This is a genomic window from Bradyrhizobium sp. HKCCYLRH2047, assembly GCF_051168175.1.
Taxonomy (GTDB): Bacteria; Pseudomonadota; Alphaproteobacteria; order Rhizobiales; family Xanthobacteraceae; genus Bradyrhizobium.
Window position 1 is genome coordinate 58931 of the sequence record NZ_JBNPUM010000018.1, and the last position, 21888, is coordinate 80818.

At 64.2% G+C, this 21888-nt stretch carries 23 protein-coding genes and 1 tRNA gene; 12 read left to right on the plus strand and 12 right to left on the minus strand.

All coding sequences use genetic code 11. The annotated features are described in order from the left end of the window. Nucleotides 1–92: 92 nt before the first annotated feature. From kdpB to ACQR1D_RS29555, 3 genes are read right to left on the minus strand one after another with little or no spacing between them, the layout of a single operon-like run. Nucleotides 93–2213 carry a potassium-transporting ATPase subunit KdpB gene (kdpB, locus tag ACQR1D_RS29545; protein ID WP_316217672.1) on the minus strand — a complete coding sequence of 707 codons (2121 nt, stop codon included), beginning with the start codon at nucleotides 2211–2213 and terminating at the stop codon, nucleotides 93–95. A gap of 16 nt (nucleotides 2214–2229) precedes the next feature. After that, nucleotides 2230–3933 carry a potassium-transporting ATPase subunit KdpA gene (gene kdpA, locus ACQR1D_RS29550; RefSeq protein WP_434894238.1) on the minus strand — a complete coding sequence of 568 codons (1704 nt, stop codon included), beginning with the start codon at nucleotides 3931–3933 and terminating at the stop codon, nucleotides 2230–2232. 34 nt (nucleotides 3934–3967) lie between these two features. After that, nucleotides 3968–4057: a K(+)-transporting ATPase subunit F gene (locus ACQR1D_RS29555; RefSeq protein ID WP_042340291.1), complete on the minus strand. Its 90-nt coding sequence runs from the start codon at nucleotides 4055–4057 to the stop codon at nucleotides 3968–3970. Between the two features lie 424 nt (nucleotides 4058–4481). On the opposite strand from ACQR1D_RS29555, the gene ACQR1D_RS29560 reads away from it, so the two are divergent. The 4 genes from ACQR1D_RS29560 to dapA all read left to right on the plus strand — a co-directional run bounded on the left by ACQR1D_RS29560 (nucleotide 4482) and on the right by dapA (nucleotide 6584). Beyond that, a complete protein-coding gene (locus tag ACQR1D_RS29560) occupies nucleotides 4482–4922 on the plus strand; it encodes a hypothetical protein (RefSeq protein WP_434839242.1) in 441 nt (146 codons plus the stop codon). A gap of 18 nt (nucleotides 4923–4940) precedes the next feature. Then, complete coding sequence (locus ACQR1D_RS29565) at nucleotides 4941–5225, plus strand: hypothetical protein (RefSeq protein WP_434839243.1); 285 nt, start codon at nucleotides 4941–4943, stop codon at nucleotides 5223–5225. Between the two features lie 136 nt (nucleotides 5226–5361). After that, a complete protein-coding gene (locus ACQR1D_RS29570) occupies nucleotides 5362–5637 on the plus strand; it encodes a hypothetical protein (protein ID WP_434839244.1) in 276 nt (91 codons plus the stop codon). Continuing rightward, nucleotides 5634–6584, plus strand: a complete 951-nt coding sequence (dapA, locus tag ACQR1D_RS29575; protein WP_434839245.1) for a 4-hydroxy-tetrahydrodipicolinate synthase — start codon at nucleotides 5634–5636, stop codon at nucleotides 6582–6584. Before ACQR1D_RS29570 ends, dapA begins: the two co-directional genes overlap by 4 nt. Before the next feature lie 25 nt (nucleotides 6585–6609). Here dapA and ACQR1D_RS29580 read toward each other — a convergent pair whose 3' ends face one another. The 4 genes from ACQR1D_RS29580 to mobB all read right to left on the minus strand — a co-directional run bounded on the left by ACQR1D_RS29580 (nucleotide 6610) and on the right by mobB (nucleotide 10305). After that, nucleotides 6610–6855 carry a hypothetical protein gene (locus ACQR1D_RS29580; protein ID WP_434839246.1) on the minus strand — a complete coding sequence of 82 codons (246 nt, stop codon included), beginning with the start codon at nucleotides 6853–6855 and terminating at the stop codon, nucleotides 6610–6612. 172 nt (nucleotides 6856–7027) lie between these two features. Further along, nucleotides 7028–8683 (minus strand): OFA family MFS transporter, encoded by a 1656-nt coding sequence (locus ACQR1D_RS29585; protein ID WP_315805413.1) that lies wholly within the window; start codon nucleotides 8681–8683, stop codon nucleotides 7028–7030. A gap of 732 nt (nucleotides 8684–9415) precedes the next feature. Continuing rightward, nucleotides 9416–9655 carry a sulfurtransferase TusA family protein gene (locus tag ACQR1D_RS29590; protein WP_315805442.1) on the minus strand — a complete coding sequence of 80 codons (240 nt, stop codon included), beginning with the start codon at nucleotides 9653–9655 and terminating at the stop codon, nucleotides 9416–9418. 116 nt (nucleotides 9656–9771) lie between these two features. Then, complete coding sequence (mobB, locus tag ACQR1D_RS29595) at nucleotides 9772–10305, minus strand: molybdopterin-guanine dinucleotide biosynthesis protein B (protein WP_316177702.1); 534 nt, start codon at nucleotides 10303–10305, stop codon at nucleotides 9772–9774. A 241-nt stretch (nucleotides 10306–10546) separates the two neighbouring features. Between mobB and mobA the strand changes: the two genes are divergently transcribed. From mobA to ACQR1D_RS29620, 5 genes are all read left to right on the plus strand, one after another. After that, nucleotides 10547–11176, plus strand: a complete 630-nt coding sequence (gene mobA / locus ACQR1D_RS29600) for a molybdenum cofactor guanylyltransferase MobA (protein ID WP_316239215.1) — start codon at nucleotides 10547–10549, stop codon at nucleotides 11174–11176. A 9-nt stretch (nucleotides 11177–11185) separates the two neighbouring features. Next, on the plus strand, nucleotides 11186–11776 hold the full coding sequence (locus tag ACQR1D_RS29605; RefSeq protein WP_316177697.1) for a cation transporter: 591 nt from the start codon (nucleotides 11186–11188) through the stop codon (nucleotides 11774–11776). A 186-nt stretch (nucleotides 11777–11962) separates the two neighbouring features. After that, a complete protein-coding gene (locus tag ACQR1D_RS29610) occupies nucleotides 11963–13174 on the plus strand; it encodes an ABC transporter substrate-binding protein (protein WP_316239214.1) in 1212 nt (403 codons plus the stop codon). An 83-nt stretch (nucleotides 13175–13257) separates the two neighbouring features. Beyond that, a complete protein-coding gene (locus ACQR1D_RS29615; RefSeq protein WP_316177694.1) occupies nucleotides 13258–14229 on the plus strand; it encodes a Bug family tripartite tricarboxylate transporter substrate binding protein in 972 nt (323 codons plus the stop codon). 175 nt (nucleotides 14230–14404) lie between these two features. Beyond that, nucleotides 14405–14480 (plus strand) — tRNA-Ile (locus ACQR1D_RS29620). Nucleotides 14481–14493: 13 nt separating this feature from the next. On the opposite strand, the gene ACQR1D_RS29625 is transcribed toward ACQR1D_RS29620, so the two are convergent. The 3 genes from ACQR1D_RS29625 to ACQR1D_RS29635 form a co-directional block, all read right to left on the minus strand. Beyond that, complete coding sequence (locus tag ACQR1D_RS29625; protein WP_434839247.1) at nucleotides 14494–14700, minus strand: hypothetical protein; 207 nt, start codon at nucleotides 14698–14700, stop codon at nucleotides 14494–14496. Between the two features lie 215 nt (nucleotides 14701–14915). Continuing rightward, on the minus strand, nucleotides 14916–16004 hold the full coding sequence (locus ACQR1D_RS29630) for a hypothetical protein (protein WP_434839248.1): 1089 nt from the start codon (nucleotides 16002–16004) through the stop codon (nucleotides 14916–14918). Nucleotides 16005–16228: 224 nt separating this feature from the next. Then, entirely contained in the window at nucleotides 16229–17464 is a 1236-nt protein-coding gene (locus tag ACQR1D_RS29635; RefSeq protein WP_316177690.1) for a hypothetical protein, read from the minus strand. A gap of 230 nt (nucleotides 17465–17694) precedes the next feature. Here ACQR1D_RS29635 and groL point away from each other — a divergent pair, with 230 nt between their 5' ends. The 3 genes from groL (at nucleotide 17695) to ACQR1D_RS29650 (ending at nucleotide 20859) form a co-directional block, all read left to right on the plus strand. Beyond that, nucleotides 17695–19317, plus strand: coding sequence for a chaperonin GroEL (gene groL / locus ACQR1D_RS29640; RefSeq protein WP_434839249.1), 1623 nt, complete (start codon nucleotides 17695–17697; stop codon nucleotides 19315–19317). A 152-nt stretch (nucleotides 19318–19469) separates the two neighbouring features. Beyond that, the gene (locus tag ACQR1D_RS29645; protein WP_434839250.1) at nucleotides 19470–20324 is read left to right on the plus strand and encodes a universal stress protein; all 855 of its coding nucleotides are present in this window, start codon (nucleotides 19470–19472) and stop codon (nucleotides 20322–20324) included. A 109-nt stretch (nucleotides 20325–20433) separates the two neighbouring features. Continuing rightward, on the plus strand, nucleotides 20434–20859 hold the full coding sequence (locus ACQR1D_RS29650; protein WP_315805378.1) for a DUF2267 domain-containing protein: 426 nt from the start codon (nucleotides 20434–20436) through the stop codon (nucleotides 20857–20859). Between the two features lie 173 nt (nucleotides 20860–21032). On the opposite strand, the gene ACQR1D_RS29655 is transcribed toward ACQR1D_RS29650, so the two are convergent. Next, complete coding sequence (locus ACQR1D_RS29655) at nucleotides 21033–21311, minus strand: c-type cytochrome (RefSeq protein WP_434839251.1); 279 nt, start codon at nucleotides 21309–21311, stop codon at nucleotides 21033–21035. Between the two features lie 199 nt (nucleotides 21312–21510). After that, nucleotides 21511–21840 carry a hypothetical protein gene (locus ACQR1D_RS29660; RefSeq protein WP_315805376.1) on the minus strand — a complete coding sequence of 110 codons (330 nt, stop codon included), beginning with the start codon at nucleotides 21838–21840 and terminating at the stop codon, nucleotides 21511–21513. Nucleotides 21841–21888 lie beyond the last annotated feature (48 nt).

The following is a 21888-nucleotide window of genomic DNA, read 5'->3' on the forward strand; positions in this document are numbered from 1 at the left end:
GTCATTGCGAGGAGCGAAGCGACGAAGCAATCCAGGGCTGTGTACGGGACTCTGGATTGCGTCGCTTCGCTCGCAATGACGCCGGTGGTGGTTCAAGCCAGGTGCAAGGCGGTCACGATCAGGTCGATTGCCTTGATGCCGATGAAGGGGATGATGATGCCGCCCAGGCCATAGATCATCAGGTTGCGGCCGAGCAGCGCGCCGGCGCCGATGGCGCGGTAGGCGACGCCCTTCAGCGCCAGCGGGATCAGCGCGATGATGACGAGCGCGTTGAAGATGATCGCCGACAGGATCGCGCTCTGCGGGCTCGCGAGGTTCATGACGTTCAGCACGTTCAGCTGCGGGTAGAACGCCAGGAACATCGCCGGGATGATCGCGAAATATTTGGCGACGTCGTTGGCGATCGAGAACGTCGTCAGCGCGCCGCGCGTCATCAAGAGCTGCTTGCCGATCTCCACCACCTCGATCAGCTTGGTCGGGTTGGAATCGAGATCGACCATGTTGCCGGCCTCGCGCGCGGCCTGCGTGCCGGTGTTCATGGCGACGCCGACATCGGCTTGCGCCAGCGCCGGCGCGTCGTTGGTGCCGTCGCCGCACATGGCGACCAGCTTGCCCTTGGCCTGCTCGTCTCGGATCAGCTTGAGCTTGTCCTCGGGGGTCGCCTGCGCCAGGAAATCGTCGACGCCGGCTTCGGCGGCGATCGCCGCCGCGGTCATCGGGTTGTCGCCGGTGATCATGATGGTGCGGATGCCCATCCGGCGCAGCTCGGCGAAACGTTCGCGGATGCCGCCCTTGACGATATCCTTGAGCTGGATGACGCCGAGCAGGCGCCCGTCCCTGGCGACCGCGAGCGGCGTGCCGCCGGATTTGGCGATGTCGTCGGAGATTGCACGGATCTCGCGGACAAGCTCGCTCTCGACCGGCTGGACCGCGCGCGCCGTGTTGCCGGAGACGGGCTGGGTCGGGCCGCCGCCGCCGATGGAGTTGAGGATGGCGTCGACCGCGCCCTTGCGCACCGAGGAACCGCCGGCATCGACGCCGCTCATGCGGGTCTGCGCCGTGAACGGCACGAAGGTGGCGCCGAGCTCGGCCATGTCGCGGCCGCGGATGCCATACTTCTCCTTTGCCAGCACCACGATGGAACGTCCCTCGGGCGTCTCGTCGGCGAGCGAGGCGAGCTGCGCCGCGTCAGCCAGCTCCTGCTCGCTGACGCCCCGGACGGGACGGAACGCAGTCGCCTGCCGATTGCCGAGCGTGATGGTGCCGGTCTTGTCGAGCAGCAGCGTATCGACGTCGCCGGCGGCCTCGACCGCGCGGCCGGACATCGCCAGCACGTTGAAGCGCACCAGGCGGTCCATGCCGGCGATGCCGATCGCCGACAGCAGCGCGCCGATCGTGGTCGGGATCAAGGTCACGAACAGCGCCACCAGCACCACCACCGAGATCGAGCCGCCGGCATAGGCCGCGTAGCTCGGGATCGTCACCGTCGCGAACACGAAGATGATGGTGAGGCCGGCGAGCAGGATGTTGAGCGCGATCTCGTTCGGCGTCTTCTGCCGCTCGGCTCCCTCGACCAGCTTGATCATGCGGTCGATGAAGGTCGAGCCCTGGGCCGCGGTGATCCTGACGCGGATCCAGTCCGACAGCACCTGCGTGCCGCCGGTCACCGCCGAGCGGTCGCCGCCGGACTCCCGGATGACCGGAGCGGACTCGCCGGTGATCGCAGCCTCGTTGACCGAGGCGACGCCCTCGATCACCTCGCCGTCGGAAGGGATCGTGTCGCCGGCCTCGACCAGCACGAGGTCGCCGACCTTCAGGCTGGTTCCGGGCACGAGCTTGTAGGTGTGGTCGGCCGGGTTCGTGCCCGTCAGCAGCTTGGCCTGGCTCTCGGTGCGCGTCTTGCGCAGCGAATCCGCCTGCGCCTTGCCGCGGCCTTCGGCGACGGCTTCGGCGAAATTGGCGAACAGCACGGTGAACCACAGCCAGAGAATGATCTGGAAGGTGAAGCCGAGATTCGCGCCGCCGGTCGCGACGTCGCGCAGGAAGATCACCGTGGTGAGCGCCGCGACGACCTCGACCACGAACATCACGGGGTTCCTGATCATCAGCCGCGGGTCGAGCTTGACCACCGCGGCCTTGATGGCCGGCAGCACGATCTTCGGGTCGAGCATCGTCGACATCGACGAGCGCTTCTGCAGTTTGATGGTGTCCATGGAGGTCGCTCCGAAATCAGAACACGGTGCCGGCGGCCATCGCGAGATGCTCGACGATCGGACCGAGGGCGAGAGCCGGGAAGAAGGTGAGGCCGCCGATGATCAGGATGACGCCGACGACGAGGCCGACGAACAGGCCGCCGGTGGTCGGGAACGTGCCGGCCGAGGGCGGGATCGACTTCTTCTGCGCGAGCGAGCCCGCGATCGCCATCGCCGGGATGATCATGAAGAAGCGGCCGACGAACATCGAGGAGGCGAGCGTCAGATTGTAGAAGAAGGTGTTGCCGGTGAGGCCCGCGAAGGCCGAGCCGTTGTTGGCCGTCGCCGAGGTGTAGGCGTAGAGCACCTCGGTGAAGCCGTGCGGTCCGGCATTGGCCATCGAGGCGACGGCCGGTGGCAGCACCACCGCGACCGCGGTCCAGCCGAGATACATCAAGGGCAGCACCAGGATTGCCAGCATCGCCATCTTGACCTCGCGGGCCTCGATCTTCTTGCCGACATATTCCGGCGTACGCCCGACCATCAGGCCGGCAACGAAGATCGCGAGCACGACGAACAGCAGCATGCCGTAGAGGCCGGCGCCGACGCCGCCGACGATGATCTCGCCGAGCTGCATGTTGATCAGCGGGATCATGCCGCCGAGCGCGGTGAAGCTGTCGTGCATGGCGTTGACCGCGCCGCAGGAGGCGGCCGTGGTGATGACGGCGAACAGCGACGACGCGACGACGCCGAAGCGGACCTCCTTGCCTTCCATGTTGCCGCCGGTCAGTCCCAGCGCGTTCAGCGTGGTCGTACCGTTGGCCTCGGCCCAGTAGGTGATGGCGACGCCGGCGATGAACAGCGCGCCCATCACGGCGAGGAGCGCCCAGCCCTGGCGCTGGTTGCCGACCATGCGGCCGAACACGTTGGTCAGGGCGGCGCCAAGCGCGAAGATCGAGAGCATCTGGATGAAGTTCGACAGCGCGGTCGGGTTCTCGAACGGATGCGCGGCGTTGGCATTGAAGAAGCCGCCGCCATTGGTGCCGAGCATCTTGATCGCGACCTGCGAGGCGACCGGACCGACAGCGATGGTCTGCTTGGCGCCTTCCAGCGTCGTCGCCTCGACATAGGGCCCGAGCGTCTGCGGGATGCCCTGCCAGACCAGGAACAGCGTGTAGACGATGCAGAGCGGCAGCAGGACGTAGAGCGTACATCTGACGACATCGACCCAGAAATTGCCGACGGTCCGCGCTGATGCCCGTGAGAAGCCGCGGATCAGCGCGATCGCGAGCACGATGCCGGTCGCAGCCGACAGGAAGTTCTGGTGCGTCAGCCCGAGCATCTGCACGAGATAGGAGAGCGCGCTCTCGCCGCCGTAGTTCTGCCAATTGGTGTTGGTCAGGAAGCTGATCGCGGTGTTGAAGGAGAGATCCTCGGCAACCGCGGACTGTCCGGCGGGATTGAACGGCAGCACGGCCTGCAGCCGCATCACGCCGTAGATGATCAGGAAGCCGCCGACATGGAACAGCAGCATTGCGACCGTGTAGGTCAGCCAATGCTGCTCGCGGCGCTCGTCGACGCCGCCGATCCAGTAGATCGCGGCCTCCACCGGCCGCAGCACCGGCGACAGCAAGGTGCGCTCGCCATTGAAGACGCGCGTCATGTACCAGCCGAGCGGCTTGGCGAGCGCGACGATGACGGCGCAGTAGAGCAGGATCTGGATCCAGCCGATCACGGTCATGGGAATGTTGTCCTTGAGGGAGCGACGGTGGCGGTCAGAACCGCTCGGGCCGCAACAGCGCGTAGGTGAGGTAGATCAGAAGGCCGAGCGACACCGCGCCGGCGAGCGAATAGTCGAAGATCATGGCTCGTCTCCTAGAGCCGCTCGCAGGCGTAGGTGTAGCCGATCGCCAGGGCGAATAAGCCGGCGGCCAGCGCCAGCATCAGGATGTCCAGCATGGTGTGCTCCTCATGCGCGCGAGGCGCGCAACGCGTAGGGTCTGCGCCCCGCGGTCCGTTGCATCGGCACAGATGGCATTCGGAACCATAGGTTTTCGAGACCGCGCCGCCGGCAAAGTTATAGGAATCTCATAAAGATCGCGGCATTCCGCGGCCGAAGCCGGCCGACGATGAGCGCCGCTGCATAGGGAGCGCCCACGGTGGCGCCGCACGCTTATGCGCCGCTTATTTCTTCCTGGCCTCGCCCGTCTCGCATTCCTACGGCCGCTGCCGCCAGATTGTTGGCACGGCCCGGTGCGGGCCGTCGCTCAATCACGACGGAGCATCATCATGCCGGTCACGACACCCCGAGATTTCGCCGAGCCACGGCAGGCCGCGCAGGAAACAGCCGCGCTGCTGACCGACCTTCTCGGCGAGGACGATGGCGTCTCGCCGCTGTCGGCGCGCGGACGGCGCCGGATCCGGATCGGCCGGATGATGCAGGCGGAGGCCCGGATCGATGCCGCGCTGGAGCTGATCGCGCTGCAATTGCCGCGATGGTCGCTCCGCCGCCTCGCCTATGATGACGGCGAATGGCACTGCGCGCTCTCACAACGACGCGAGTTGCCGGACTGGCTCGACCATTGCGCCGAGGCCAGACACACCGATCTCGCCCTCGCCATTCTCCACGCAGCCGCCGAAGCGCGTCGCCTCGAGCCGACGCTGCCCGGCTCCGGAGAACGCTCCGCCGAGCCCGTGCTCGCAACCCTGCTCTGCTGCGACAATTTCTGAGAGGACGAGAGCGCGGCGATGATCCTCCCGGCCGACGAGCCCGTGGAGCTGTCCCCGGCCAGAGTGTTGCTTCGCTTCGGGCTGCGAACCGCGATCCTCGTTCTGTTCGCGACGTTCGGCAGCATCGGCTTCGGGCGCAGCCTCGCTGCCCTGCTCTGGATGACCGTCATCCTATGTGCCGTGCTCGCCACGCTGCGCCGTGAGCGCGTCTTCAACGCAAGCCTCAATCATTGGGACGAGATGGTCGGCTATCTCTCGCTCTACTGCGGCGTCATGACACTCAACCAGCTCTCGGAATCCTGACCGGCGCGTGCCTACGCGGCGCCTATGACGTCGACCGCTCCGCCGCCTCGAATTCCTATCCGTACACCGCGATATTCGATGAACCAACGCAACGTCATCTCACGAGATGCGCGCTTGAACCAGAAGGACCACGTCCATGAAGCTCGTCGAACCTCCGTCGTGTCACAAGCCTGCTGCCGCCCTCGTCCTCATCGGTCGGAATAGCTGCGGCCAATGGGTTGCCCAGGAGCAGAACTGCCTCTATGGCGGCCTGTTCGTCAGCCGCGCCGAAGCGATGAAATATGCACTGTTCGAGAATGGCCATCATCCGGAGACGATCGTCGAGCTGTCGCGCACGATCGAGCTCGACACCAACGGACGCTTCGCGCCCGTCGGACTGTTGTTTGGCAGCAGCCGGCGGCCGATCGCATGAGTGCCGCCCCGACGCCGCCGCGTGGACCTGCCGCACGATGGCTGACCGGCACGATCGCAGACATTCCGACGCCGTTCGATGCGACCGGCGCAGTCGACATCGCCGCACTCGCCCGATTGTGCGAGCGGCAGATCGAAGCCGGCGCCAGTGCGATCCTGGTCTGCGAGACCGCGGGTGAAGCGTCCACGCTGACGGCAGCGGAGCGCGAAGCGGTCATTCGCGCGGCTGTGACCGCGGCCTGCAATCGGGTTCGCGTCATTGCCGGCGCGGGCTCCAACGCGACGCTCCAGGCCGTGCAAAACACCCGGCAGGCGGCGGCCGCGGGCGCCGATGCGATCATGTCGGTGGTCCCCTACTACAACCGGCCTACGGCAGAGGGCATCTACGCGCACTTCCGCGCGGTCGGAGACTCAACCACACTGCCGGTCATCCTGCATGATTGCCCCTCGCGCACGGGGCGCGCGCTGCCGGACGAGACGCTGATCCGCCTGTCGCGATGGGCGCAATTCGTCGGCTTGCGCGACAGCACCGGTGATACCGCGCGCGCCGTTCATCTGCGATCACTGACGCCACCCGGCTTTCGCCTGTTGTCGGGCGACGATATGGCGGCGGTGCCGTTCGCGGCCGCTGGTGGCGATGGCTGCTTCTCGCTGGCGGCCAACGTCGCGCCGGAGCTCTGCAACGTGCTGTTCGCCACCTACCAGCGCGCGCGCTGGCGCGCGGCACGACGGCTGCACGGCAGGTTGCTGCCGCTGATCGAGGCGTTCAATCGCGATGCGCCGGCGGCATTGAAATATGCCCTGAGCCTGCAGGGCCTTGTTGCGGCCGGTGTGCGCTTGCCGTTGACCGAGCTTGACGGGGCGGCGAAGACAATGATCGGACAAGCGATGGCGCGGCTGAGCGCCTCGTCTGCCGCGACGTCTCCGAAGCACGCAGCACAGCTTTGAGAGGGCGATCCGCAGGCCGAAGGCCTCAGAAGTCCCATTTGTCGCCGAGAAGCAAAGGCGCTTGCGGCCGATGCCTGGCGTCGAGTTCGATCGTCGCTCCAGTGCCGCGCCGGAAGAGCAACTCGTTGCGCAGGCGCCGGAGCTTGGCTACGGCAATCGCCGCACGGATGGCCCTGACAGTCTTGCGCAGCGTCTTGATCAGGCGCGAAGGCCGCAGGGCCCAGGCGACGTAAGCGCCACGGACGTCGCTAAACGGTTCGACCGAGCTCATGTTCATTCTCCGCCAAGGCCGGCGCGACATCCGGCCGGCAAAGCGGAAGATGGAGCCCCTCGCCGTAGGAATGCGAGACGGGCTGACTTCATCTCTCATAGGAAAAGCATAAGTCGCGCAAAAAAACGGGGCGGCCGAACCGGCCGCCCCGCACTCTCCGATCCGGTTCGGATCAGAAGATCTTGACCGCGCTTTCCAGCGTCTTCCAGACACCCCATGCCAGCGGCACGCCGACGAAGGCCCAGAACAAGCCGGCCTTGACGTCGAGGCCACCCTTGCCGATGCCGAACGACCCGTGCTGGATCGCCGACTCGTTCTTGGCGAGCTCCGCCTGGTACTTCGCGACGTCGTCCGCGCTCATGTTCCACTTGTCATCGACGGGCTTGATCAGGAAGTTGCAGATCAGGCCGGCCAGGAGCATGGCGCAGAGAATATACATCGTCGTGTTGTACAGCTGGTCGCGCGGCACGCCGGCGGCGAGCTGGAACTCGCGGATGTAGTTGACGACCACCGGACCGATGATGCCGGCCGTGGCCCAGGCCGTCAGCAGCCGGCCGTGGATGGCGCCCACGAACTGGGTGCCGAACAGGTCGGCCAGATAGGCCGGGACCGTCGCGAAGCCGCCACCATACATCGAGAGGATGATGGCGAAGGCCGCCACGAACAGCAGCTTCGAACCCATCGCTGCGAAGGTCGGCGCCAGCGCATAGAGCACGATGCCGATCAGGAAGAAGCAGTAATAGGTGTTCTTGCGGCCGATGTGGTCCGACAGCGACGCCCAGAAGAACCTGCCGCCAATGTTGAACAGCGACAGCAGGCCGGCAAAGCCTGCCGCGATGCCCGCAATCGCCGCCTTCTGGGTGGCGTCGAGCTGGTTGAAGCTGACGTCGGGCAAACCGATCAGCTTGCCGGCGAAGATCTCCTGCAGCATCGGCGAGGCCATGCCGATCACGCCGATGCCTGCCGACACGTTCAAGCAGAGCACCCACCAGACCAGCCAGAACTGCGGAGTCTTGTGCGCGTTGTCGAGATGCACATGGTGCTCCGAGATCATCGCCTTCTTCACTGCCGGCGGCGTCCAGCCCTCGGGCTGCCAGCCGACCGGAGCGACGCGATAGGCGAAGGCGCCGATCATCATGAACACGAAATAGATCACGCCCATCGTGACGAAGGTCTCCCAGACACCGACCGAGGTCGGGGTCTTGAAGTAGTTCATCAGCAGGTTGGCGAGCGGGGCGCCGATCATCGCGCCGCCGCCGAAGCCCATGATCGCCATGCCGGTCGCCATGCCGCGCCGGTCCGGGAACCATTTCACCAGGGTTGACACCGGCGAGATGTAGCCGAGGCCGAGGCCGATGCCGCCGATGACGCCGGCACCGAGCCACATCATCCAGAGCTGATGCACGTAGATGCCGAGCGCTGCGAACAGCAGGCCGCCGCCCCAGCAGCAGGCCGCGACGGCGCCCGCCTTGCGCGGTCCGGCCCGTTCGAGCCAGCCGCCCCAGATCGCCGCGGAGGCGCCGAGCAGCACGAAGAACAGGGTGTACATCCAGCCGAGGCTCGCGACCTTCCAGTCGCAGCTCGTCGTGAACAGCTCCTGCACCAGGGACATGTCCGGACAGGCCTGGGTCTTGGTCACGCCGATCGCGCGTGACAGCGGCAGCCAGAACACCGAGAAGCCATAGGCCATGCCGATGCACAGATGGATGCACAGCGCAGCCGGAGGAACCAGCCAGCGGTTGAACCCGGCCTTGGCGACCGTGTGCTCACGATCGAAGATTCCCGCCTGCGCGCCCGGGAGCGTGCCCGCGCTTTCAATGGTAGCCATGCATTCCTCCCCTACGGACTCTCGTCCAACGCAACAACGTCATGTTCTGTCCCCTTGATCAGAATCAATACGCCCACTCACCCCGCCCGCTATCGCGTACCAGAGCAGTCTTGCAACGCACAAACGCTCATCACTGCCTCGATGCGCATAACACCCCACCCGAGACGTTATGCCGTCACCATTCTTGCTTGTGCCGCTGTTCTGCCTGGCCCGCTCCCCAGCGGGCATGACTCGCCCCCCGCAACCTCCGCGGAAGCGCCCCAATTGGTGCAGAACCGAGGCAAATTGTCGATAGTAAAATGGTAATAATCGGTCAATCTTGGTGGATTGATCGCACTGCAGCGCGAATGTGTTGCTAACAAACACACAAATTCACGTGCAACCAACGCGACCGCCACTCACGGCTGTAGTCATGTTGCTCTCGATTACTTTCCCGACGCGTCACGGCCATCCCTGATGGAATCAACTAATGAGATGTGCGGACCATCAGCGACGGACACGGCTCGACGCCGCATGCCCGCGCTCGCGGAAACGTGAAGAAGGAACAACTTGTCCTTGCCTGGCAACAGCATCGCAAGCCTGGACTGAGAACGCGGCATTGTTGTGAGCTCGGGTTGGCGCCCCTGCGACGATAGGAAGCAGCACGATCCCTTGACACATCGATGCGCCGAGACATCGCGCGAACTACGTAGTTCGAGCAGCCAGCAGCAGAGGATGTCGTCGCCGCGCGGATCATCCGGCCGGTTCCGCGGCCTTCTCGATCCGAAACAGAATGCCGCGCTCGGTGCGATCGACGCTCTCGACCCGATCCCCGGTCTGCCGCACCAGATTCGGGATGTCGATCACCGCGAGCGGATCGGTACAGCACACTTCGAGCCGCTCTCCCGCCTTGAGCGTCTGCAGCGCCTTCCGGGTCTTCAGCACCGGCAATGGGCACTTCAGGCCCGTCAGATCCAGCCTCGTCATCATCATGCGCGCGACCATGGAGAAGCGGTTCCGGCACGTCAACCCGGGTCGCATCATCCCATGGAACCCGGAACTGGGTTCCATGAATGCCAGAAGATGCGGGTGCGAACTCGCGAGTTCCATCATGGAACACCAGGTTTGTCGCCCAGCGCGAGAACGTCCGCCCGCGGCATCGCCAGATATTGGACGAGTGCCGCGACCGCCGGGATATCGTCGAGATGAGCGCGCGGCAACGCCGTCTCGGCATCGCCGTCGCTGACGAGCCCGACAATGCCCGGATCGTCGGGAAACATCAGCGGCTTGCCATTGGCTGCGCGATGCACCTCGATGCGGCGATGCGGGCCGGCCTTGTAGCCTTCGATGACGACCAGATCGACGGGAGACAATCTCGCCAGCAGCTCCGCGAGGGCCGGCTCCCTTGCGCCTCGCAGCTCGTGCATCAGCGCCCAGCGCGTGCCCGACGCGACGAGAACCTCCTCGGCCCCGGCCTCGCGATGCCGCCACGAATCCTTGCCCGGGACGTCGACGTCGAACTTGTGATGGGCGTGCTTGATCACCGAGACGCGCAGTCCCTGCCCCCTGAGATGAGGAATCAGCCGCGTCAGCAGCGTGGTCTTGCCGGCGCCGCTCCAGCCGGCGAGGCCGATGACTTTCATCGCAGTCTCCAGAAAGGCCCCGGCGCTTTTGCACAGCCAGGAGCGCGGGATCGATCGATGGCCCGAAGGCCCCGTGGAACGCCATATCCACTCTTGGCGATGTCATGCCAGCAGCCGCGCGGACCAGGCAAGGGCTCGTCGGGGAGGGGCATGCCGGTACGGCCGCCGCGCAGGCGCAAATGGTGGATCGCGCGCGGGCCGACGCTGACGCCCTGGCAGCAGTCGTGGTAACGAGCCCGCGATGACAGCCATGACCTCGACTTCGATCCCCGGCGTGCTGCTCGCCGGCGGTCGCGCGCAGCGGATGGGCGGCGGCGACAAGCCGTTGCGCATGGTCGACGGCCGCACCATCCTGGAGCGCGTGATCGCGCGGCTGGCGCCGCAGTGCAGCCGGCTGATCCTAAATGCCAACGGCGACCCCGCGCGCTTCGCGGGCAACGGCCTGGCCGTCGTGCCGGATGGCGTCGCCGGCTTCCCGGGCCCGCTCGCCGGCATTCTCGCCGGGCTCGACTGGGTTGCGGCGCATATGCCGGAGGCACGGTGGATGCTGAGCGCCGCCGGCGACTGCCCCTTCCTGCCGCGCGATCTGGTCGCGCGGCTGGCCGCAGCGCGGGCGGCGGAGCAGGCCGAACTGGCGGTGGCGGCGTCCGGCGGACAGACCCATCCAGTGATCGGGCTGTGGCCGGTCGGGCTGCGCGAGGATCTCCGGCACGCCCTGGTCGCGGAGGACATCCGGAAGGTCACCCGCTTCACGGCGCGCTACAAGGTCGCGACCGTGAGCTGGCCGTCGGTTCCGCTGGATCCGTTCTTCAATGCCAATACCGCGCTCGACCTCGCCGAGGCGGAGCGGCTCGCGGCTCTCGATGATTGAGGACGCCTGATGGACGCGACAACCATCGTTCGCCGCGCCGTGCTTGTCGTTGCCGCGCTCAATCTCGGCTATTTCGGCATCGAGTTCGCCGTGGCGCTGGCGATCGGCTCGGTGTCGCTGTTTGCCGACAGCGTCGACTTTCTGGAGGATGCCTCGGTCAACATCCTGATTGCGCTGGCGCTGCGCTGGAGCGCGCCGCAGCGGGCGCTGCTCGGCAAGGCGCTGGCGCTGATCCTGCTGGCGCCCGCGGTCGCCGGACTGTGGACCGCCGGCGAGAAGTTCTTCACGCCGATCGCACCCGCACCGCTGCCGCTCACCGTGACCGGCCTCGGCGCGCTGATCGTCAATCTCGGCTGCGCGTTGATCCTGGCGCGGGTCAGGGACCACCAGGGCAGCCTCACCCGCGCCGCCTTCCTGTCCGCACGCAACGACGCCTTCGCCAACATCGCGATCATCGCGGTCGGTCTCGTGACCGCCTTTGTGTGGCCCTCGATCTGGCCGGACCTGATCGTGGGTGTCGGTATCGCGCTCATGAATGCGGACGCCGCGCGCGAGGTGTGGGAGGCTGCGCACGAGGAGCAAAAGACCGCCAAGGCCTGAACGGCCGAGCATCCCGCGCGCGTGCGCGACGACCTCACTCCTTGCGGCATTGCAGCGCACAGGACCGCTCCACCGCTCCGCCGTCCGGCATGATTGACGGCCGCCCTGGATTGATTGCAGATAGGCGGACCGGCCGGCAGAGCCGGAACAAACAACGGCGTCACGCCGGTACCGGTGGAGGACTGATTGCAACTCAGCTATTTGAAGCGGGCGGCGTGGGCCGCAGCCGCGCTGCTGGTCACGACCGCCGCGCAGGCCGAAATCTCCGACAACGTCGTCAAGATCGGCGTGCTCAGCGACATGAACGGCCCGGCCTCGACGCCGACCGGACAAGGATCCGTCACCGCGGCGCAGATGGCGGTCGATGATTTCGGCGGCAAGGTGCTGGACAAGCCGATCAGCGTCATCGTCGGCGATCATCAGCTCAAGCCCGACATCGGCGCTGCGATCGCGCGCCGCTGGTACGACACCGAGCAGGTCGATCTCATCGTCGACGTGCCGGTCTCCGCGGTGGGCCTCGCCGTGCAGACCATCGCCACCGAGAAGAAGAAGCTGTTCATCACCCAGTCGACCGGTGCCGCCGATTTCCACGGCAAGTTCTGCTCGCCCTACGCGATGCAATGGGTGTTCGACACCCGCGCGCTCGCCACCGGCACGGCGAAGGAGGTCGTCAAGCGCGGCGGCGACAGCTGGTTCTTCATCACCGACGACTACGCCTTCGGCCATTCGCTGGAGCGCGACGCCTCGAGCGTCGTCACCGCCAATGGCGGCAAGGTCGTCGGCGCGGTGCGGCCGCCATTCGCGACGCCCGATCTGTCGTCCTTCATCCTGCAGGCGCAGGCCTCCAAGGCCAAGATCATCGGCATCGCCGCCGGCCCGCCCAACAACATGAACGAGATCAAGACCGCATCCGAGTTCGGCCTGCTCAAGGGCGGACAGCAGATGGCGGCGCTGCTCGCGCTGGTCACCGACATTCATTCACTCGGCCTGCCGGCCGCGCAAGGGCTCCTGCTCACCACCTCGTTCTACTGGGACATGGACGACAAGACGCGCGAATGGTCGAAGCGCTATTTCGCCAAGATGAACCGGATGCCGACGATGTGGCAGGCCGGCGTCTATTCCGCCGTCATGCACTATCTCAACGCCGTCAAGGCGGCGGGCAGCGACGATCCGCTCGCGGTCGCCGCGAAGATGCGTGAGACGCCGGTCGAGGACTTCTTCGCCCGCAACGGCAAGCTGCGCGCCGACAATCTGATGGTGCATGATCTCGTGCTGGCGCAGGTCAAATCGCCGGAGGAGAGCAAATATCCCTGGGACTACTACAAGATCCTCGCGACCATCAAAGGCGATGACGCGTTCGGCCCGCCCGATCCCGCGTGTCCGCTGATCAAGAAGTGACGGCGCCCTGAACGATCGGCGGCCGGGGCGACCGGGCCGCCGCATGCGAGCTGAACGACAACAATCAATGGGGGAAGACGGGCATGAAGCTGGCGCGCGCGCTGCTGTTCGGGCTGATCGTCGCGGCGGGACTCGCCGCCAAACCGGGACCGGCGCTCGCCGCCTATCCGGACCGTCCCATCCGCTGGCTGATCGGCTTCGCCCCCGGCGGGCCGGTCGACATCGTCGCCCGCATCATGGCGCAGTGGCTGTCCGACCACCTGGGCCAGCAGGTCGTGGTCGAGAACCGCACCGGCTCGGGCGGCAACATCGCGGCCGCGGCCGCGATCAACTCCCCGCCCGACGGCTACACGCTGCTGTTCGTCGCGCCCAACAACGCGATCAGCACCTCGCTCTACAAGAAGCTGCCTTATGACTTCATCCGCGACACCGTGCCGGTCGCCAGCATCATGCAGCTCACCAACATGCTGGTGGTGAGCAACGACGTGCCGGCCAAGACCGTCAAGGAGTTCATCGACTACTGCAAGGCCAACCCGGGCAAGATCGCCTTCGCCTCCTCGGGCAACGGCACCTCGGTGCACATGGCGGCCGAGCTGTTCAAGGCGATGACCAAATGCGACATGCTGCATGTGCCCTATCGCGGCTCGGCGTTGGCCTTTCCCGACATCATCTCCAACAAGGTGCAGTTGATCTTCGACAACCTCCCGACGGCGCTGGAACAGTCGCGCGGCGGCAGCGTCCGCGCGCTCGGCGTCACCTCGCCGCAGCGCTGGCCGACGGTGCCGGACGTGCCCGCGATCGCCGAGACCGTGCCCGGCTACGAATCGGTCGGCTTCTACGGCATCTCGGCGCCCAAGGGCACGCCGCCCGAGATCATCGAGATCCTCAACAAGGCCGTCGGCGAGGCGCTGAAGGACCCCAAGCTGGTGGCGCGGCTCACCGAGACCGGCGGCATCCCGCGCGCGATGACACCGGCGGAGTTCGGCAAGCTGGTCGTCGACGAGACCGAGAAGTGGCGCAAGGTGGTGGAATTCGCCGGGGTTTCGGTGGACTAGCGTCGCGGCGGGCCTGGACGGGACCGTGCGACGGAGCCGCGCCAAAACAATCGGGCAGCGGCATTGCCGGATGGCTGGCCAGGCTGTAAACGGAGCCCGAGCCGTCGTTGGGGTTCCGATGCCGCGCCGGACAGGCCCGCTCCTGCCCGCCGCCGGCAAGACCTCAGCGTCGCGGGGGCCTGTAGCTCAATGGTTAGAGCCGACCGCTCATAACGGTCTGGTTGCAGGTTCGAGTCCTGCCGGGCCCACCAATGAGCTCAAGAGTTACGGCTTACGCGCCAAGTGTTTTTCGAAGTGAACCACCGTTTCGACCACCGATAGGTTCTGCTTGCGATCCTTCGAGGCATTCGCGGCCGCGGCCTCGCGCACGTAATCCGCGAGATGATGGCCGAAGGTGTCGAGCAGCACCTTGACCGACATTCCGAGAAAGCCTGCGGCCTGCCACGGTTCGCGCGCCGCTGCATAAGCCACGTCGCCGCCGTGTGGCGCAGCGCGAGCGCCAAGAGCGGGCTCTGCGCCCAATCCCCACCTGCATCTGCGAGCCGCGCAGCATCTCGACACGTCGAACAGGACGCAGTTGTGGGCGGCACCCGGCGGCGCACCTGGCCCAAGACCGCCTCGTATGTTCCCGCACCTTGACCTGCGATCCACTGAACGATCAGCGTAGCGAATACTGCACTGTTGCCTCAAGAAGCTGGCAGAGCGGGATTCTTGTTACCGGCAACAGAAACACCGTGCAGCGGCGCGTATTTTGAGGCGAAATCCGAGCAGAGCTTGTTTTGATACTCGGCAGGTAAGGACGCAAGCACTGATGCAGCCGCCACCGCCCTTGCATCGTCCTTTGACTTCACGGTGAAGTAGGAGATCATTCGATGAAGTGTCAGAAAAATCGAGAAAAAGTTCCGTGTGTTGACGTAGAAGCAATGATTGCTTTCGAGCTTTGTGCCCGGCCGGTCCTGCCAATGCCGCTGCACGATTGCGGTCCCCGCATCGAAATCGGTAACGGCAAAATTGCCGTAGCCGAGCCGAGTAAATAGCGGACGATTGCTGAGAAACTTGGTGAGGTCGAGCTGCTGTCCGCGCACAGCCCCGATCAACAGCATCTGATCCGCGACAGGAATGTTCTCACGGATCTGAAATCCTTTCGACAGTTCGAGCGCGCAGACTACGTAGCGCGGAAGGCGGGTCGTTTCCATCGCCCTTCCCTGTGCGGCCGGCGTGCACAGATCCTGCCTGACGAGTTGGGAGAGATGAGCAAGCGCGCCGGATAGCCCGACCGCCTTTCCCTTCAGAAGCAAAGGAGCCGGGTCCTTCTCACGCAACGAGACTCCAATATCGAGCAGGCCGTCAAACTCATCGTCTGCGGGAAGGTCGATCTCGAGCATGGAAGACCAGCCGAACGGCCAAAGCCACATCGTTGACCGCACTTTCCCCGCGGTGTGCCACACGGCCTCGTTGAGCGTTAAATCGAGATTCCGGGGCCTGCAGCGCAGAGGCCACACAAGATCGCAGGCATCTCCAAACGAGGTTATGGTCCCCGCGATATTGCTGGCGACCGCCTGATAGCGCGGCCAGAAGTGATTCCGGCGCAGGTCGAATTCATCGTTCAGTGGAAGAAGGACAAGGTTCGCGAGCTCAATCTTGGCCCCCTGGCTGCGCATCTCACGATATTCACGAGCGGACCAAAGGAAGTGAACCCGTGGATCAAAATCGGCCGCAACGAACGGCTGCGACCAGAGGTGGACGTCAAAAACACAATAGACAACGCGCGCCATTGTCGATTTCCTCACAAGATCGATTACCTCACAAGCGCAGCATCCCCGGCATCTCGCTTCACCGGTCATCCGCAAACCATTGTCTTCTCGCGCTATGCGCGCTAGTCTCACCGAGCTGTACAGCTGGGCGACTGCCCAAATATGCCGCCAGTGCTTACCGACCAGGCGAGCAAGGCGGCAGCGATCTCCTGGGACCGGCCGCAAGGCCGGTCCTGGCCGGCTGTTCAGGTCAAGGTGAGCGGTTTCATTTGTGCAAGATCCTCGCGTCCGGCGGGCAACCGCGCAGCCTTTTCGTCAAAGTACATCCAGAGAAATTCGGTCGGCTCCAGATTGCCGGCCTTTGATTCCTTGATCGGATCGAACATGGTCGGTTCGACTCCCCATCGGGCTGCTGCTTCAATCGGTTTGACGAACTCATCTTTATCAAACCATTCTTTCAGTTCCGATCGGCACTTCGCATCAGGGGCCTTCAGCTGAAACCAGCCGAGCAGAATCCTGCCACCATTGCTCGCAGGCACGACAAGCGAGCCGAAGTATTGCCTGCCATCCGCGATCATCATAACCGGATCGAATTTGCCCCCGGCCGCACGCACAGCTTTCTGAATTATCGGGCCGACCCCATCGTTTTCTTGGACAATGCGCGCATTGCGCTCCCGAGCGCCGATCCTTGAAATACCTTGCAGGACGGCAGCCAAGACTCCGCCAAGCACAATTGCAGTGCCACACAGCGCGAGAAACGCGATCGCGCTCACGGTTGATCCGATCCCCGCAAAACGCAGCTGCAAGGAAGGAATGAGATACGCCGTCCCAAGGAACAAAAGAGTCGAGATAAAAATGCTGAGTGTAACGGACTCGGTCGCGCCGAGTTCGATTTTTGATTCCTTGGGTGCGAATAGCCGCAAAATCATCAAGAAGAACGTGCCGGGAATGACGTACGACGCGAGGCGGAGCGAAACACCGCCGACGCTCTCAGTCCCAAAAAGGCCGATGCTCATCTTCTTTTCCGCTACCAATGCGCCGGCGGTCGTTCTGCTGTCCTTCACGTTTTGGAGCGAATAACTGACACTGAACGCCAGGTTCTCGTCGCGCTCTTCGATGCTGGAATCGGCTTTGAGGCACATTCTGCTGCGCACCAAAGTCGAACCGGGCTCAACAGTGCCGAGACCGATGGTGTCTTTTACGGCGCATGTGCCGTCTGGCCCGAGGCTTCCGATCCTCAAAAACGGAGGACCAAACAAGCTAAGACCCGCGTCAATGATCCTGGCTTCGGTCGCATTCTCAATCCATATGCCGAAGCTCATCGTCTGGCCGGCGAGGATTTCATTGCGCTCGAGAACAACCGTCAACGCCGGCTTGCTGGGAGCGTCGCCCCACGCCAGGCCGGGAAGCAAGCATGTCGCCAGTTGAAGGACGATGGTCCAAAAAGGCCCATTGAGCCGAGGAATTGGAATAGAGCGCACGTCCCGCTCCCAATGAATTTCGCAGCGAGAGCTGCGCGGCGCGTTGCCGCAGCAAAGCTGATTTCTACCAAGGCTTGCAACAAGCTAGGCTTGCTCTGGGGGCAATGCAAGGCCGCTCGGCGTCCAGCCGGCGAGCCGCTCCCAGGCCTAGGCTTGATCAGGATCAAGCGTTCAAAACGGCGTCACTTCTATTTTGGTCTGATGAAAGCCGTCCTTCTGAGGAGCGATTGATGCCTCACAAGCAGGTGCTGTTTCATTCCGCGGCCCGCGAGAAGATCCTGCGCGGAGCCTCGCTGCTTGCGGACGCAGTGCGGGTGACGCTCGGCCCGAAATCAAAATCAGTACTGATCCAGAAGAGCTGGGGCACCCCGATCGTATGCAACGATGGCGTCACGATCGCCAAGGAATTCGACCTCAAGGATCCGGAGGAGAATCTCGGAGCGCAGGTGCTGCGTCAGGCCGCGGAGAAGACCGGCGATCTCGTTGGCGACGGAACAAGCACCTCCACGATCCTGGCACATGCGATTCTTGCCGACGGCGTCAGGAACGTCGTCGCCGGCGCCAGTGCCATCGATCTGAAACGGGGCCTCGACCGCGCTGCCCGCGCGACGATAGCGGCCCTCCATGCAATGGCGCGACCCGTCAGGACAAAGGCGGAAAGAGCTCAGGTCGCCACCATCTCGGCTCATAATGATCCGTCCATTGGCGCGCTGGTCGCCGATGCGCTCGAGAAAGTCGGAAGCGATGGAGTGATCTCGGTGGAGGAATCCAAGACCATCGAAACGTCGCTCGACGTGGTCGAAGGGATGAAATTCGACCGCGGCTTCCTGTCGCCCTACTTCGTGACCGATGCCGATCGCATGGAAGCGGTTCTCGAAGAGCCGCTCATCCTGTTGTGCGACCACAAGATCAGCGCTCTGCGCGACATTATCCCGCTGCTCGAACAGATCGCAAAATCGGCACAACCGCTCCTGATCATCGCCGAAGACATCGAAGGCGAGGCGTTGGCCACGCTCATCGTTAATCAGCTTCGCGGCGTGCTGAAAGGCTGCGCCGTCAAGGCGCCCGGCTTTGGTGAGCGACGCAAGGCCATGTTGCAGGATATTGCAATCCTCACCGGCGCCCAGGTCGTCTCCGACGATCTTGGTTCGAAGCTTGAAAACGCTACTTTGCAGCAGCTGGGGCATGTCGCCCGTGTGGTTGCCGACAAGGAAAACACCACGCTGATCGGCAGCAAAGGCGAACGCAGCCAGATCGATGCGCGGATGCAACAACTTCGCCGCGAGATCGAGAAAACGACCAGCGAGTACGACAAGGAGAAGCTTGAGGAGCGGCTCGCCAAGCTGTCGGGCGGGGTTGCCGTTATCCGTGTCGGAGCGCCGACTGAAGCCGAGATGAAATCACGAAAAGAGGCGCTCGACGACGCCATCAGTTCGACAAAGGCGGCCGTTGCAGAAGGTATCGTGCCAGGCGGCGGGCTTGCCTTGCTTCGATGCGTCGAAGCCGTCGGCAAGGAGGAAGCACTCTGCGATGGCGACGAAAAGACCGGTGTACAGATCTTGAAGCGCGCGCTCGAGGCCCCCGCTCGCCAAATTGCTGAGAACTCGGCAACGGATGGCGGCGTGGTCGTGGCGCGCATGCTGAGTGGCGTCGGCAATTTCGGGTTTGACGCCGCGCGCAAGCAATATGTCGACCTGGTCGAGGCCGGCATTGTCGATCCCGCGAAGGTCGTTCGGACAGCCCTCGAGAACGCGGTGTCGGTTGCCGGCATCCTCCTGCTGACCGAGGCGACGATGACCGAAATCGCGGAGCCAAAGCGCGAACGGTTAGCGGAACCGGAAATGCCGGTGTGACGCCAGACCACGAAGACGGGGCTGTGCCCCCGAGCGGAGCAACAACTTTGCGGGGGCCCGCTGGGTGACGGCCGGTCATTGACTGTTGATTCAAGTCAACATGCCGCTTCATCCGACTGAGAGTATGGATTTGGTCCCGGAGTGAGGTCGTCATGATCAAGATCAACGACATTCTCGTCTACATTCCGACCGAGCAGCCACCGCAGCCTGTCGTTTCTGCCGCAGTCTCGTTGGCTGCCCGGTTCGACGCCCATCTCGATGCGATTGCAGTCGGATACATCCCGCCCGGTAGCGCGTATGTGGTCGATGGAGGCGCGGGCGCAGCGGTCGTCGCTTCAGAGATCTTCGAAATGGAGCGGCAGCGCGCCGCCCAACGCAGCGCGGCCGCACTCGCCATTTTCGAGACGGAAGCCCGGAATGCAAACATCTCTCACGCAAGCCGCTCGGTCGAGGACCTGCCCGGTGAAGCCGCGTCCGCGCTCGGCGCTGCGGCCAGGCTCTATGAGCTGACGGTGGTCCTGCAGACGGACGCAACACAGGACAGTCACGACAATAGGACTGCGACCGAGATCCTGCTCCAGGCGGGCGGACCCGTCCTGTTCGTGCCGCATATTTTCCGCGGCACTTTCAAGGCCAACCGTATCGGCATCTGCTGGGATGGAAGCCGCCTTGCCGCCCGCGCTTTCAAGGACGCAACACCGTTTCTCTCTCAGGCAGAAGCGCTGGTCACGATTTCGATCAATGAGGCGCAGGTTGCTCCCACCGAGGCTTCAGCGCGAAAATTGACCGAACACATGGCTCGTGCCGGACTTACGACAACGCTGCTTGAGCTGACGGCGGAGCATTCCGAGATTCAGCCGTCCATCCTGTCCCTGGCCGCCGACGAAAGTCTCGACATGCTGGTGATGGGGGCATATGGGCATTCCCGCCTGCAGGAAGGCATTTTCGGCGGCGTCACCCGTGAAATGCTGAAGACGATGACGATCCCGACCCTGCTGTCGCATTGAATCGAGGCCGGCATCCGTGCTCACCGGATCATGACAATGGACGTGATTGCGGTGACGCCGTCGATCCGGGATGCCGCTATTCTGATGTGCCAATCTAGGAGAACGCATCATGGGCGTAACAGGTGTTACCGCGCTGGATCACACCATTCAGGAGACGAATCTCTGGCTCAAGGCGATCGAGGAGCAGCTGGAGCTCGGTAGCCGTCAACAGGCCTACAACGCGCTCCGGGCTGTTCTGCATGCGTTGCGCGATCGCGTACCTCCGGAGGTGGCGACCAAGCTTGGCGCCCAGCTGCCGATCCTCCTGCGCGGGATTTACTACGAGAACTGGCATGCGGCGGGAACGCCGACCAAGGAGCGACATGCCAGCGACTTTGCTGATCACGTCGCAATGGAGCTGCCCCAGCAATTTCCCATCGAGCCGCTGAGCGTCATTCGTGGGGTGTTCGAGATCGCGTGGGAGAAGCTCGATCCCGGTGAATTTGAGAAACTGATGCACCATCTGCCGGCGCAGATCCGCGAATTGAAATCATAATCCGGGCATCTGGCCACGTCCGCCGAGCGCCCAACGACGGGAAGCCTTCATACCGGTCCAGCTGCGTGCCGCCAGACCAGTGGCGATGCCGTCAGACCGTCGAATGGACCCACGCAGCCCGACCACGTGAACTTCGATGTGCAGGGATCAGCACTTTCCTGGGCAACGAGCATTCACTTCCTGACTGCAAGAACGTAGAGGTAGCTCATGATCGCGTAAACGTCCTCGTCGGAAAATTCAATTTGCGGCATATCCCTGTGCCTCGACACCATGCCTTCCGACAGCTCCGCCTGCAACTCGCGCCGATTGAACCGGGCGTAGATATCGCGCATCGGCGGAGCATTCTCGAGCGGGCTTTCGCCAACCGATCTGATCGCATGACAGCGCCCGCATTTTTCCTGCAGGATGGCCCTGCCTCGTTGCGCTGCCTTGCTGAGGTTCGCGGCGTCCACGTTTGTCGGCCAACACGAGAGCAGCCCGACCAGGAGGCGTCCGACTCTCCGCAAGTGATCGGCACCGGCCCGGCTTGACCGATCCGCATACCGTCGCCCGTTGCACGTCATCCAGCACGCGACAGCCAATCACGTGTCCTTCGTCCGCATGAGACGCAGCAACATGACAGCCCTGCACGTTGCTCGAGTGCAAGCGAATTCAATAGCAGACCCGCACGTAGTGCACGTGCCGCCTGTGCCGGACCGCCCGGACATGGCAGTCGCCGTATCCGTACGGTCCCCAAAACGGACCTGGCCCCCAATACGGTGCCGGTGGGTCGTAATAGACTGGCCCCGGATAGCCGTAATAGGGATACGGCCCCCAATAGCCGCCGCTGAGGGCCGCGCCGAACAGTGCGCCGGCAGCCAGGCCGCCGACGATTCCTGCGGCAACGCGCCCGTTGCGAGCGTCGGCCCCCGTGGGTGCAAGCAGCGCAAGGGTCAGGACAGCCGCGGTCGCAACCGTGCCAATCTTCTTCTCGAAGCTCATTTCATTCCTCCTGCGCTGTTACCTAACAGAACGCAACATCGCGTGCGC

Excerpts from the sequence above, each read along its gene's own strand:
- kdpB (WP_316217672.1), bottom strand. The coding sequence starts at position 2,213 with ATGGACACCATCAAACTGCAGAAGCGCTCGTCGATGTCGACGATGCTC.
- kdpA (WP_434894238.1), bottom strand. The coding sequence starts at position 3,933 with ATGACCGTGATCGGCTGGATCCAGATCCTGCTCTACTGCGCCGTCATC.
- ACQR1D_RS29555 (WP_042340291.1), bottom strand. The coding sequence starts at position 4,057 with ATGATCTTCGACTATTCGCTCGCCGGCGCGGTGTCGCTCGGCCTTCTG.
- ACQR1D_RS29560 (WP_434839242.1), top strand. The coding sequence starts at position 4,482 with ATGCCGGTCACGACACCCCGAGATTTCGCCGAGCCACGGCAGGCCGCG.
- ACQR1D_RS29565 (WP_434839243.1), top strand. The coding sequence starts at position 4,941 with ATGATCCTCCCGGCCGACGAGCCCGTGGAGCTGTCCCCGGCCAGAGTG.
- ACQR1D_RS29570 (WP_434839244.1), top strand. The coding sequence starts at position 5,362 with ATGAAGCTCGTCGAACCTCCGTCGTGTCACAAGCCTGCTGCCGCCCTC.
- dapA (WP_434839245.1), top strand. The coding sequence starts at position 5,634 with ATGAGTGCCGCCCCGACGCCGCCGCGTGGACCTGCCGCACGATGGCTG.
- ACQR1D_RS29580 (WP_434839246.1), bottom strand. The coding sequence starts at position 6,855 with ATGAGCTCGGTCGAACCGTTTAGCGACGTCCGTGGCGCTTACGTCGCC.
- ACQR1D_RS29585 (WP_315805413.1), bottom strand. The coding sequence starts at position 8,683 with ATGGCTACCATTGAAAGCGCGGGCACGCTCCCGGGCGCGCAGGCGGGA.
- ACQR1D_RS29590 (WP_315805442.1), bottom strand. The coding sequence starts at position 9,655 with ATGATGATGACGAGGCTGGATCTGACGGGCCTGAAGTGCCCATTGCCG.
- mobB (WP_316177702.1), bottom strand. The coding sequence starts at position 10,305 with ATGAAAGTCATCGGCCTCGCCGGCTGGAGCGGCGCCGGCAAGACCACG.
- mobA (WP_316239215.1), top strand. The coding sequence starts at position 10,547 with ATGACAGCCATGACCTCGACTTCGATCCCCGGCGTGCTGCTCGCCGGC.
- ACQR1D_RS29605 (WP_316177697.1), top strand. The coding sequence starts at position 11,186 with ATGGACGCGACAACCATCGTTCGCCGCGCCGTGCTTGTCGTTGCCGCG.
- ACQR1D_RS29615 (WP_316177694.1), top strand. The coding sequence starts at position 13,258 with ATGAAGCTGGCGCGCGCGCTGCTGTTCGGGCTGATCGTCGCGGCGGGA.
- ACQR1D_RS29630 (WP_434839248.1), bottom strand. The coding sequence starts at position 16,004 with ATGGCGCGCGTTGTCTATTGTGTTTTTGACGTCCACCTCTGGTCGCAG.
- groL (WP_434839249.1), top strand. The coding sequence starts at position 17,695 with ATGCCTCACAAGCAGGTGCTGTTTCATTCCGCGGCCCGCGAGAAGATC.
- ACQR1D_RS29645 (WP_434839250.1), top strand. The coding sequence starts at position 19,470 with ATGATCAAGATCAACGACATTCTCGTCTACATTCCGACCGAGCAGCCA.
- ACQR1D_RS29650 (WP_315805378.1), top strand. The coding sequence starts at position 20,434 with ATGGGCGTAACAGGTGTTACCGCGCTGGATCACACCATTCAGGAGACG.
- ACQR1D_RS29660 (WP_315805376.1), bottom strand. The coding sequence starts at position 21,840 with ATGAGCTTCGAGAAGAAGATTGGCACGGTTGCGACCGCGGCTGTCCTG.